This is a genomic window from Fusibacter bizertensis (genome assembly GCF_029914245.1).
GTDB lineage: Bacteria > Bacillota > Clostridia > Peptostreptococcales > Acidaminobacteraceae > Fusibacter_C > Fusibacter_C bizertensis.
This window is the reverse complement of record NZ_JARYZI010000014.1, coordinates 1-12,265: the sequence shown is the minus strand read 5'-3', so window position 1 is coordinate 12,265 and position 12,265 is coordinate 1. Positions and strand designations below refer to the sequence as shown.

General features: G+C 33.6%; 10 protein-coding genes. 3 read left to right on the top strand and 7 right to left on the bottom strand.

Annotated features, from left to right (window positions below; translation table 11 throughout):
* Window positions 1-4: 4 nt before the first annotated feature.
* The 7 genes from QE109_RS15705 to QE109_RS15675 all read right to left on the bottom strand — a co-directional run bounded on the left by QE109_RS15705 (window position 5) and on the right by QE109_RS15675 (window position 6,766).
* A complete protein-coding gene (locus QE109_RS15705; protein WP_281095504.1) occupies window positions 5-1,627 on the bottom strand; it encodes an ABC transporter ATP-binding protein in 1,623 nt (540 codons plus the stop codon).
* A complete protein-coding gene (locus tag QE109_RS15700; protein WP_281095503.1) occupies window positions 1,624-3,273 on the bottom strand; it encodes an ATP-binding cassette domain-containing protein in 1,650 nt (549 codons plus the stop codon). The genes QE109_RS15705 and QE109_RS15700 overlap by 4 nt, the downstream gene beginning before the upstream one ends.
* A 20-nt stretch (window positions 3,274-3,293) precedes the next feature.
* Window positions 3,294-4,280 (bottom strand): DUF4097 family beta strand repeat-containing protein, encoded by a 987-nt coding sequence (locus QE109_RS15695; protein ID WP_281095502.1) that lies wholly within the window; start codon window positions 4,278-4,280, stop codon window positions 3,294-3,296.
* 8 nt (window positions 4,281-4,288) lie between these two features.
* Window positions 4,289-4,663 (bottom strand): SHOCT-like domain-containing protein, encoded by a 375-nt coding sequence (locus tag QE109_RS15690; protein ID WP_281095501.1) that lies wholly within the window; start codon window positions 4,661-4,663, stop codon window positions 4,289-4,291.
* A gap of 37 nt (window positions 4,664-4,700) precedes the next feature.
* A complete protein-coding gene (locus QE109_RS15685; protein WP_342637168.1) occupies window positions 4,701-5,063 on the bottom strand; it encodes a DUF2089 domain-containing protein in 363 nt (120 codons plus the stop codon).
* Between the two features lie 244 nt (window positions 5,064-5,307).
* The gene (locus tag QE109_RS15680; RefSeq protein WP_281095499.1) at window positions 5,308-6,243 is read right to left on the bottom strand and encodes an SPFH domain-containing protein; all 936 of its coding nucleotides are present in this window, start codon (window positions 6,241-6,243) and stop codon (window positions 5,308-5,310) included.
* A 76-nt stretch (window positions 6,244-6,319) separates the two neighbouring features.
* Entirely contained in the window at window positions 6,320-6,766 is a 447-nt protein-coding gene (locus QE109_RS15675; RefSeq protein WP_281095498.1) for an NfeD family protein, read from the bottom strand.
* A 180-nt stretch (window positions 6,767-6,946) separates the two neighbouring features.
* Between QE109_RS15675 and QE109_RS15670 the strand changes: the two genes are divergently transcribed.
* The 3 genes from QE109_RS15670 (at window position 6,947) to QE109_RS15660 (ending at window position 12,065) form a co-directional block, all read left to right on the top strand.
* Window positions 6,947-8,383: a GGDEF domain-containing protein gene (locus QE109_RS15670; protein WP_281095497.1), complete on the top strand. Its 1,437-nt coding sequence runs from the start codon at window positions 6,947-6,949 to the stop codon at window positions 8,381-8,383.
* Window positions 8,384-8,511: 128 nt separating this feature from the next.
* Entirely contained in the window at window positions 8,512-10,278 is a 1,767-nt protein-coding gene (locus QE109_RS15665; RefSeq protein WP_281095496.1) for a M3 family oligoendopeptidase, read from the top strand.
* Window positions 10,275-12,065, top strand: a complete 1,791-nt coding sequence (locus QE109_RS15660) for a M3 family oligoendopeptidase (protein WP_281095495.1) — start codon at window positions 10,275-10,277, stop codon at window positions 12,063-12,065. Before QE109_RS15665 ends, QE109_RS15660 begins: the two co-directional genes overlap by 4 nt.
* Window positions 12,066-12,265: the final 200 nt, after the last annotated feature.

Sequence of the window (12,265 nt, the reverse complement as noted above, 5' to 3'; positions counted from 1 at the left end):
AATGTTAAGACATTGCATACACATTTTTATTTTTTATCATATAGATCTCATCATAGTAAGCTTTAGTTTCCTCAAAAATAACATGACTTACGTTGACGACCATTACCTCATCAAGATCTAAAATTGTCTTTTCAATATTTTTTGCAATTGCACTGTCTAAGCTTGCAAACGCTTCATCTAATATGATAACCTTAGCATGTTGTAATAAACCTCTTGCAATTGCTATTCTACTTTTTTCACCACCCGATATGTTCTTGCCATTGTCATAGAGCATACGCTCTAAGCCCTGTGGATGGCCCTCAACAAAGTCTGTTAATCCGGCTTTTATGATAGCCAGTTCAATTTCCTCGGCAGAGTATTCTTTATACAAACACAAATTATTCAGCAACGTATCCTCAAAGATAAATACCTGTTGTTCAATATTGGCTAATTGTAAAAAGTAATCTTCTTTGAAAACATCTTTTAAGTTATAATGATCTAACCTAATCTTGCCCTCTGTTGGATTGAAGTATTTTCTCATTAGCTTGAGCACCGTAGATTTTCCACCACCACTTGGTCCAATCACAAGGTATTTTTTGCCTTTTTCAAAATTGAAATTTGTATGACTAAGCACCTCTTGGACATCATATGAGAAACTAACATCCTCAAATCCAATCGCTTCATTAATTGCGTCAATTTCAACTGTTTCAACATGCTCAACAGCCTTAATCAACAAGTTATCAATTCGCTTAAAGATTCCTTTACTTGACTGTATTTTAGGCAACCATTCACTAATCTGCATCAAAGGAAACATGATTTTTTCCATATTATTGACGATAAGAATCACACCACCTAACGTCAAATTTCCTTTAATTGCCATAAACACTGAAAAAGCCAACAAACCATACATCATCGTCATCATCATAAAATTCTGAGTCGCACTAATATATGAAACTATTCGGTCAATAAGATATCCCTTTTCTTGGATTGCTTCTGATTTATTAAAAAAATCTTTTCTGACTTTGTCGTTAAGGTTATTGGATTTAATAATATGAAAAGCACTTAAAAACTCTTTGATATATGAAGTATAGTCTTTATAAAATTCACTTCTGTGTTCTTGATGTTTTTGGAGTGGTTTTCCCATCACTACCGAAATCACCGTACCAAGCAAACCTAGTACAAGACCAACGACAAGTGCAATCGGACTCACATAAGCAATTACAATTATTCCTACGATAAAGTTCATTGTATTAATGACAACTTCATATAGTCCATCAATGTAATTCATTTCAATATTTGAAACGTCGTTTGTTAATGTACTGATATACATAGCTGTATTCTCAGATTGAAATTGATTGATCTCTTTATCAAAGATTTGTTCCATATAATATCGCTTTGCAGATACAATTGCCTTTTTCTTGTATTTTCCTTTAAGATAAGCCAGGAGAAGTGTTGTGGGCACAAGAAATATCGCTAGAAACAATAGCCCTTTAATATGTTCTCCAAAAGCTACTTTGTTCTGTGAAGTTACCGCATCAATCGCTTTCATCATTTCTATTGATATCAATCCATCAACCGAGAAAACTAGAATACCTATAAATGCAGCAATCACTAGGAGTGGTATAGCTTTAAAAATCGCTTTTTTCATAGTGTGACCACCTCTTTAAAATAGACTTCACTTGGGTACTCTTGTAACAATCCATTTTTGAGTTCAAGTACGTAATCATACTTTTCAGTTATTCCTTCATAATACCTGTGAGAAATTGCTATTACTGTACTTTTTAGAGATAGAATTGTTTCTTCAACCTCTCTCCCCAATTGTTCATTTAAACTTGAAGTTGCTTCATCAGCAAATAATATGTCGGTTTGTTTAATAATTGCTCTCGCTATAGAGATCCTTTGTCTTTGACCTCCTGAGAGATTTTTGCCATTTTCTTGGATTTTGAAATTTAGCCCTTCTTCTTTTTCGAGCAAAAGTTCTTCAAGTCCCGATCGCTTTATCGCATCGTCTATAATCTCACTAGAGTAGTCACTATAGAGTGTAATATTATTTAAAAGTGTATCTTCAAACAAAAACACATCTTGATAAATATACGAAACATTATTGTTAAATGCCTCTGAAGAAACATGATGATAATTTTCATCATCAAGATAAATTTCTCCTTGATAGTTTTCGTAAATCTTAGACAGCAACTTAATTAAAGTAGATTTACCAGCACCACTTGCTCCCTTCAATAAATACTTCTTACCTTTTATTAGGTTAAAGCTCGCGTTGTTGAGAATTGGTTGATTATCATAAGCGAAAGAAAGCCCCTTTGCTACAATGGATTGCTTAAAAACATAAGGTGTTAAATTTTGATTGATGTCTCTCTCAGGCTCATCATTTACAGTGATTTTTTCATAAATCCTTATAGCAGCTTTTAATTCGTTAAACATAGGCATTACTTGACCAATTGGCCATACGCATCCGGTTGCTAGTTGCAGCATAAAAGTGAGTTTTGCAATTGAAAGCCCTCCGAAAGCTTGAAGTAGTAAATACATTAATATACCAATAAATATCAAATACCTCAAAATATTAGTGAGTCCACGTTGCCCTTCAGTGAATAACGTGAAGAAAAACCTTTTTTGCTCAACCTTATCGATACTCTTCATAGTTTGTAGTAAAAACTTATCTTCAATGCTATTGAGTTTTAAAATTTCAAGACCATTAAAAGTATTGGAAGCTTTAATCGTGAACTCCTCGTTTAATGTTGATACATTTTCTTGGAGCGAAACTGTCTTGCCCTCAAAACCCTTGGTTATTAAAAATACGACTAGTGAAACAACAAAGATCGCAATCGCAAATTGCCAATCAAAGAAGGCAAGTAATATAAGTGAAGTAAAATATACACCACTATTAAAGATTACATTTAATAATCTATGAAAAAAAATCTGCTCAAAATTGTTAATGTCATTTACTAAATTAGAGATATATACTTCTTTTGATTTCTTACTAAAATGTGCATAACTGTAATTAAGTATTTTATCAAATGCCTGTTTTCTTATATCAAGTAATGTATCTCGCATAAAGCGAATTCTAAGGAATCTCGAACTTAACTGTAACAATGATGAGATAATTACTATTGCCACAATTCCCAAAACAGCTATGTAGAAATCTCGCATATTAGCCTTTTCTACTACACCGATAAGATTGGCAAATCCAAGATTTCCTAACAATTGTCCTATTACTGGAAAAAAACAGGCGAGAACATATACTGCAAATGCTTTTTTTCTTTTGAATAAAAGTTCTTTCATGTGATCTCGCCTCCGAACAATTAAATTTTATCTATGATAATCTTTCCCGATACTGTAGTTGAATTGATCATCTTGGTCTGTGACCTATTGTTAATATTGACACTTCTTTTTCCTGATGTACCTTTATTAACCACAGCAAACCCATTGGTTTCAATATTTCCAGATATCGATGATAATTGAAGATTGAATGTTTCAGGTTCAGGTAAATGTAATGTCACTTTGCCAGAAACTGTACCTGCAATGATTTTAGTTAACACCTGACCACACTGCGCTTCTACACTGCCAGACACTGATTTACACTCAAGTTGATGAGCTTCTCCTGAAACACGCAGTTTACCTGAAGTCGTTTTAAGATAGCCTTTTGCAACTTTGATATTATCAGCAATTACTGAACCAGAAGTAGATTTAAGTTGTACTATTTTCGCCTTGATATCTCCTGCATATATCTTACCGCTTACAGACCTTGCTTCAATATCAATTCCTTTTAATCCTATCAGCGAAATACTCCCAGAAACATTTGTGAACTTACCCTTATCTATAACTGAATCCAAAGGAAGCTTTACATTGATAAAAACTGAATTCAATGATAAGTTACTACTTTTGAAAAAGTCAAAAATATCTGTGAGGTTTGTAACACGAGATTCTTTAATCGAAATCGTATTTTTATCTTCTACCATATGAAGCCACTCTGGCTTATTGATATATTCTCGCGTTTTGTCATCTAATAATTCTATTGTTACATCCTCAACATTTGATCTTTCAACATTGAGTTTACAAGTTGTCAAAGATACGTCAAAATTCTTAAGGTCGCTGGGAGATGTGTTACTGGACCCATATATTTCTTTCTCAATATCCATTACTGTTTCTGTCTCTTTGCCATATATTTCTTCTCTGACATCATCTTCAATTCTTTCTGTTTGTTCAAGAGCTTCAATCATTTGAAGCCCTTCATCAACTGTAATTTTACCATTTTCAATCATTTTAAGAATTTCTAATTTATCACTCATCACTCCACCTACTCAATATAAATTTTAACTAGATGTCCATCGTCAGTTGTAACTGAAACAACTTCCCCTGTGGCACCTTCGTTAATTGCATTTAATACCGATTCATAATCTATACCAGCCATTGCACCTTGAAATTCTGGTGAGAATTTCTCACCAATTTTTACACCGGCTTTAAAAATACCCAGTGGTAATTTAATGTCTACAGGAGTGCTTTTATGATCACTTTCAACGACTACCCTAACATTTTTAGCTTCTCTTTTTGAGCTACTTGTAGCTTTTTTCTTTTCTGTTGAACCAATTGCTTCAAGAAGTTTCATTCCCTCCTCAGCAGTTATTGTTCCACTTTCTATCATCTTTAAAATTTTTAATTCATCTTCATGCATGGTATTCCCTCCTAACACATATTTTTACTCATTTCCGTTACGACTCACCTTTTAATTGCTTAAGTGCTTCTTCTGATGTTAATTCACCTAAACTTAATTTCTCTAGAATATCCTTTTTGTTTACTTCTTCTTCGGTAGGTTTAACACTATATCCTAAGGCCTCTATCACTTGATCTAAATTCCGTCGAACAGTAGGATATGAAATACCTAAGTCTTTCTCAATTTCTTTGATGTTACCTCTGTTCTTAACAAAAATCTCAACAAACTCTTTTTGTTCTTCTGTTAAATAGCTGAATTTATCAAGTTCAAAACTTCCGTCAATTCCTGTTTTACAGTGGTCACATTGAAGCCTCACAACTTTCAATTTGGAACTACAAATTGGACATCTTCCTAATACCATTTTCTTCACTAGGGCATCACCTCTCTTAATACAAAATTACACTTTTAATTAAATTTAGTCAATGTATAATTGATTTTTTTAACCTAATTCTAATGTTTTGATTAATAATATTAATTTTAATATTAAATAAGTTGATATTTTTGAACAAATTAAATCGCCAGTATTTTATAAATCAAAATAAATAATACGCCAAAAAAAAGCTTTATGATGAATGACTCATCATAAAGCTTTTATATATAGGATCTTAAGATTCTTTCTTACCCATACCTGCTACTTCTGTGATACTTGCAACCATACTTGCAACAGTAGTCAACTCGCTAGGAATAATCAACTTAGTAGCTTGTCCATCAGCAACTTTAGCTAAGGCTTCAAAACTCTTAAGTGCGAGTACTGATTGATCAGCATTAACGCCTTTTATCATTTCAAGACCTTGAGCAGTTGCTTGTTGGATCTTGATTATTGCTTCGGCTTCCCCTTCTGCTTCTCTTATTTGAGCTTCTTTTTTCGCTTCAGCTCTTAATATTGCAGATTGTTTTTCAGCTTCTGCATTTAAAATAACAGATTCTTTTTTACCTTCCGCTATAAGGATTGCAGATCTTTTTTCACCTTCAGCACGAAGGATAGATTCACGTCTTTCACGTTCTGCTCTCATCTGTTTTTCCATAGCATCTTGAATATCTTTTGGAGGTAGAATGTTTTTAAGTTCTACACGATTAACCTTAATTCCCCAAGGATCAGTAGCTTCATCCAAAATCGATCTCATTTGAGTATTAATGATATCTCTTGATGATAAAGTCTCATCAAGTTCAAGTTGACCAATAATATTACGCAACGTTGTAGCTGTTAAATTCTCTATTGCAACAATTGGCATTGCAACACCATAAGTATAAAGTTTTGGATCAGTAATTTGGTAGTATACAATTGTATCGATTTTCATGGTAACGTTATCTTTTGTAATAACGGGTTGTGGTGGAAAATCAGCTACCATTTCTTTTAAAGACACTTTCTTAGAAATTCTATCTAATAATGGAATTTTAAAATGTAGACCTGTTTCCCAAGTTGTTAAATAAGCACCAAGTCTCTCAATAACATACCCGTTAGATTGAGGAACAATCCGTACGTTTGATGCTATAAGGACTAATAGCAGTATTAATAGTGTGAATCCAATGATAAAACCCATAAAGACCTCCTAAATTATTATATAATCATATATTTTTTATTATATCACTTTCGTGATAAAGACCGTAGTAAAACTATTATTTAGTCTCTTCAAACTTCTTTACAATTAATTTTACACCCTCTATTGCCATTACTTCTACTTCTTCATCAACATCATAACTTTCATGTTCTGGCCCTTTTGCAGTCCATATTTGACCATTGAGTTTTACTTGTCCTACTTCTTTTGGTAAGATAGCCTTAGTAACAAAACCTGTTTTACCGATTAAAGCATCTACGTTCGTTTTATTTTGACCCACTTTGAAAACTTTCCTTGCAACGGGCCTTGTATATACTAAAAGCACAATAGCTACTACGATGAAAGCAATAAATTGAATTGCCAATCCCAGTCCAAGTGCTGAAGCAATCAATGCTGCCAAAGAACCTACTGCAAACCAAATCGATGTCAACCCTAAGGTAAACGCTTCAACAACTGTGAAGAAAACAATAAGGACTGCCCAAATAATTGATAACGTTTCTCCGTTCATACTAACCTCCTCGTAAATATATCTTAATCCTATTATTTCTTTGATAGTATTTATCATGTATAATAGTTTTATAGATTTGTATAACGTTAATGTAAATTTTCTCTATACTCTATTTATAATGTATAAATATTAAAAAACTCTTAACGCGTACTTAAGAAAAGAACAATTAAAGGTGACCATATGAAATTCGAACCCAAACAAATAATCAAATCAATAGGGATGCTATTGTTACTTGCTCTATTATCAGTAGCGATAACCATGCTTTTAATGCGCTTAAGTCCGCTTGCATTATTTTGCTCTATTTTTCTAATTTTTTTCATATCCTTAGCAGGAACTTATGTTCACGTGCTTAGAATGATTGCTGTTGTTGATCGCAGCATACTTAATCTAGAAAAAAGAATCAAGTTAAATTATGATCATGACATTATAAAACCTAAAAAGAAGCCTTTTCGAAAATTTCAAAATTTCGATATTCTTTTTAGCCACTATGATGAAGCCATCAACAAAACACTGATAGAACAAGAAGAAATTGAGATTAAATTAAAGGAACTTGAGCGAATTAACATATTCAAAAATCATACCTTAGATACACTACTTAAAGTTAATCATCTCTTTCTCAACTTAAATGATTCTAATGATTATTACGATATGATTTTAAAATCTGCTATCGAAGTTATAGAAAATGCTTCAAAAGGAAGTTTACTACTTTACAATACCAACACCAAAACATATGAATATCAGACTTGTGTTGGATACGATTTAGAGACACTCCAAAAGGTAACTATGACGCTAGAAGAGACTTTTCTCTATAAAAACTCTGCCGGAAATAATGAAAACCCTATGATTATCAATAATATTCGAGAATTCGACCTTGACTCATTGGATGATGAACGTATGAATAACATTGAAGAAGCTGGTGGACTGGAAATTGAAGCAGTTTTATCTGCCCCAATTGTAATTGATGGACAGATCTTTGCAATTATCAATATAGATAGTGAGATTCCTCATGCTTTTGATGAAATCGATCTTCAGCTGATTCATTTTTTCGCATCTCAAATTGCAATTGCATTAAAAAACAAGTACCTTGTAGATGAAACTGTGAATATGTCGCGTTATGACAAACTTACCGGCGCATACAATCGAAACTATTTTGAAAAACTCTTAACTGCACACAGAGAACATGCTCTGGAAAGTTTAGAACCCTATGCGATTGTATTATGTGACCTTAACTATTTAAAGCTAATTAACGATAGCTTTGGTCATAGTGCAGGTGATGCCATCCTCATGGAATTCTCTCATATGATCACAAGTTCTATCCGTGAATCAGATGTACTCTCAAGAATCGGAGGAGATGAATTTGTTATCCTATTAAGGAACATTTCATTGATTCATGCCGAAGAGAAAATGTCGCAAGTTTTCGAAAAACTAAAAGACCACCGCATTGAATACCAAGGTAATGATTTACCCGTCAGTTTCAGTTACGGAATCTCAGCTTCTCCAGACGATTCCATGATCTATGACATCTTAGTTAAAATTGCCGATATACGCATGTACAAATTTAAAGAAAAATTCAAATCAGAAAATCCTAAACTTTTATCACTCATTAACACAATGTGATTTATAATGGTATGCACTTACAAATCAATGATCTGTAGGTGCTTTTTTATTGTCCTTTGTCGCAAAAAATATTTTATATGGTATAATTATATTATTAATTCGACAATCTAAATATTATGGAGGTAAGCATGCAATTGAATTGGTCATTAAAGGAAATCTATTCTGGGTTTGATGCGCCAGAATTTATATCAGACTTCGACAAACTTGAAGCTGATATTGCTACACTAAATCAACATGCAGATACATTGAAAGATGTCGCTTCAGTTGAATTTTATTTTAAACTTAACGAAGAAATTCAAAGGACTGCTATTAAACTATATAGCTTTTCTAGTTTAACTTTTTCGACTGATACAAGCAGTCAGAAAGCGCTTCAAACTCAAAATAAGCTAAGAACAATTTTTTCTAAAGCCACTGTGGCAAGTACAAAGTTGACAATCTTTTTAAGTAAAATTGACAATATATCAGATTTTATCCAGTCTTCAGCTTATTTAAAACAATTTGAATACATTTTGACGGAAAATAAACTATACGCAACTCATCTTCTTTCTGAAGCAGAAGAAATCTTGGCATCTAAACTTTCTATTACAGGTTCTAGTGCATGGACAACCCTACAACAAAAATTAACTTCTACTTTAAAATGTACGCTGACGCTTGATGGTGAAACTAAAACATTGCCGATTACGATGATTAGAAACTTAGCAAGTGATGCATCTCAAGAAGTACGTAAATCCGCATACGAAGCCGAACTCGAAGCATATCAGTCCATTGATGAGGCAGTTGCTATGTCACTTAATAGCATCAAAGGAGAAGTCTTAACAATGAGTGCTCTTAGAGGCTTTTCATCTCCACTCCAGATGACACTTGAAAAATCACGTATGACTGAAAAAACACTTAATGCGATGATGCATTCTATTGAAAAATCGATTCCAAGTTTTCAATCTTATCTAAAAACTAAAGCAAAATTACTTGGACATGACAAAGGTCTTCCGTTCTATGATTTATTTGCACCTGTTGGTACTGCATCTAAAAAGTTTACCTATGAAGAAGGGTGTAAATTTGTAGTGGATAACTTCGCTGCTTTCTCAGATAAGCTTTCTCAAGTGGCATCAAATGCAATTGAAAAAGGTTGGATCGATGTTGCACCTAAAGAAGGTAAAGTAAGTGGCGCTTTCTGTGCATCCCTCCATCCACTTGGAGAATTTAGAGTACTCCTAAACTATACTGGTAACCTTGGCGACGTAACGACGATGGCTCATGAACTGGGGCATGGTTACCATGCAATTTGTACAAATGAAGAAAACATATTAAACATTGACTATCCTATGCCGCTAGCGGAAACAGCTTCTACTTTTTGTGAAACTATCGTTAACAATGCAGCCCTTAATATCGCTACAAAAGAAGAGGCAATTACTATTCTAGAAAATTCACTACAAGATGCAACACAAGTCATCTGCGATATATATTCACGTTATTTATTTGAAACAGATCTTTTTGCTTCAAGAAATGATCATCCATTATCTGTTGACGAACTAAAAACGACTATGCTTAACGCTCAAAAATCAGCTTACGGAGATGGTCTTGATCATAATTTCTTACACCCATATATGTGGCTTATCAAACCTCATTATTATTCTGCGGACCTTAATTTTTACAACTTCCCATATGCTTTTGGTTTATTATTTGCAAAAGGTCTTTATGCAAAATATACTGAAGACCCTGAATTTTTCAAGTCAAATTACGACAAACTTCTTGCCGCTTCTGGTAAAATGAGTATCGTAGATGTTTGTAAAATTATGTCTATCAATGTGGAAGATGAAGCATTTTGGGATGCTTCACTAGAAATTATCAAAAAAGACATTACTAAATTTGTTGACTTGGCAGGTGATCTATCATGAATACAAGTTGGAACTTAAACGACCTCTATACTGGATTTGATTCTCCTGAATTTTTATCAGATCTAAAAAAGTGTGAAACTATTACGAGTAAGTATAAAGAACTTACTTCAAAATTATTTTGCGATCATTCAAATGAAATTGAGACAATTGAAAATTATCTAAAAGCATATATTGATGATGTAATTTTACTCAGAAAGCTGCAGGCATTTGGACATTTGACGTTTACGACAAATTCAAAATCCCAAACTGCTTTATCATTAAAAGCCAAAGTCCAAAAATTTAACAGCGAGTTGACATCTCCAACTGTCGCTTTTAAGCTTTGGTTAAAAGAAGTCAGCAGTTTAGATCAACTTGCAAAGCAAAGCTCATTTATCAAAGAGCACTTTTTCTATCTAGATGAACTGATCAGATCAACTGATCACATGCTTAGTTCAGAAGAAGAAATTCTTGTCTCAAAGCTTGTTGCTACAGGTTCATCAGCATGGGAAACACTTCAGAGCAAAGCGTCCTCACAATTATCATATGAAGTCCCTTTACCTGAAGGCAAAAAAAACATGCCAATTATGTCTATTCGTAATTTAGCATTTAGTCCGGACCGTAAAATCAGAAAAATCGGTTATGAATCTGAGCTTAAAGCTTATGAAAAACATGCTGAAATATCAGCTGCAGCTCTCAATGGAATCAAGGGTGAAGTACTTACTCTTAGCGTATTACGAGGCTTTTCTTCTCCGCTTGAGGAGACGCTTTACAACGCTCGTATGTCACGTGAAATTTTAGATGCTATGATCAGTTCAATGGAAAGTCATCTAGATGAGTTTAGGCGATATCTCAAATTGAAATCTAAATTACTCGGAAATGATGGTCCAATGCCTTTCTATGACGTCTTTGCGCCAGTTTCAGCAACCGATCGTAACTATACAATTGATGAGGCTCAAGACTTTATCGTTAAATATTTCGCTGACTTTAGCCCTGAGTTATCACACTTCGCCGATCACTGCTTTAATGCAAATTGGATCGATTTTGAACCAAAAGAAGGTAAAGTAGGGGGTGCATTTTGCTCCAATATTCCTAGTATTAAGCAAAGCAGGGTTTTACTCAATTTTACTGGCAAGTTAAAAAACGTCCTTACCATTGCACATGAACTTGGTCATGCCTTCCATGGCGATCGCATCATGTCAGAGAGTATACTCAATACAACGTATCCTATGCCACTTGCCGAAACTGCTTCAATTTTCTGTGAGACTATTGTTAGAAATGCAGTTCTAAAAGACGCTGACGAGGACTTAAAACTTTCTATACTAGAAAATAGCCTTCAAAGCGCTACGCAAGTAGTTGTTGATATTTTGTCTAGATATTACTTTGAAACATCTGTTTTTGAAACCAGAAAAGATCATCCACTTTCAGTTAATGAGTTAAAGGATTTAATGATTGATGCTCAGAAAAAATCATATGGAGATGGTTTAGATGAAAATTACCTTCATCCTTTTATGTGGCTCAATAAAACACATTATTACTACGCATCTAGAAACTTTTATAATTTCCCTTATGCTTTTGGGCTTTTATTTGCTACAGGACTCTATGCAAAATATCTTGAAGACAAATCAGGATTTGTATCAAAATACGATGATATGTTAAAAGCAACTGGCAAGATGTGTATACAAGATGTTTGTGCACTTATGGATATCGATCCAAGTAGTCAGTTATTTTGGAATGCTTCCCTTAAGAAAATCAAAGAAGATGTGGATGAGTTTGAAAAAATCGTTCTTAAAAAGGTGTCGACGAATTAAGACAAACATGCGTTTGCCCACACTATCCACAGAGTTATCCACATTTATAGTGTTTTTCTGTTGAAATGCTGTTAATTTAAACCCTTTACAGTGGGGATAACACGATATAACAGTTGATAACCTAAAAGGTGCTGTTGCAAATCTAAGAATTAGATTAGCAGCAGCATCTTTTTTCGTACTTCTTGGAAATTCAATGAATC

Excerpts from the sequence above, each read along its gene's own strand:
- QE109_RS15705 (WP_281095504.1), bottom strand. The coding sequence starts at position 1,627 with ATGAAAAAAGCGATTTTTAAAGCTATACCACTCCTAGTGATTGCTGCA.
- QE109_RS15700 (WP_281095503.1), bottom strand. The coding sequence starts at position 3,273 with ATGAAAGAACTTTTATTCAAAAGAAAAAAAGCATTTGCAGTATATGTT.
- QE109_RS15695 (WP_281095502.1), bottom strand. The coding sequence starts at position 4,280 with ATGAGTGATAAATTAGAAATTCTTAAAATGATTGAAAATGGTAAAATT.
- QE109_RS15690 (WP_281095501.1), bottom strand. The coding sequence starts at position 4,663 with ATGCATGAAGATGAATTAAAAATTTTAAAGATGATAGAAAGTGGAACA.
- QE109_RS15685 (WP_342637168.1), bottom strand. The coding sequence starts at position 5,063 with ATGGTATTAGGAAGATGTCCAATTTGTAGTTCCAAATTGAAAGTTGTG.
- QE109_RS15680 (WP_281095499.1), bottom strand. The coding sequence starts at position 6,243 with ATGGGTTTTATCATTGGATTCACACTATTAATACTGCTATTAGTCCTT.
- QE109_RS15675 (WP_281095498.1), bottom strand. The coding sequence starts at position 6,766 with ATGAACGGAGAAACGTTATCAATTATTTGGGCAGTCCTTATTGTTTTC.
- QE109_RS15670 (WP_281095497.1), top strand. The coding sequence starts at position 6,947 with ATGAAATTCGAACCCAAACAAATAATCAAATCAATAGGGATGCTATTG.
- QE109_RS15665 (WP_281095496.1), top strand. The coding sequence starts at position 8,512 with ATGCAATTGAATTGGTCATTAAAGGAAATCTATTCTGGGTTTGATGCG.
- QE109_RS15660 (WP_281095495.1), top strand. The coding sequence starts at position 10,275 with ATGAATACAAGTTGGAACTTAAACGACCTCTATACTGGATTTGATTCT.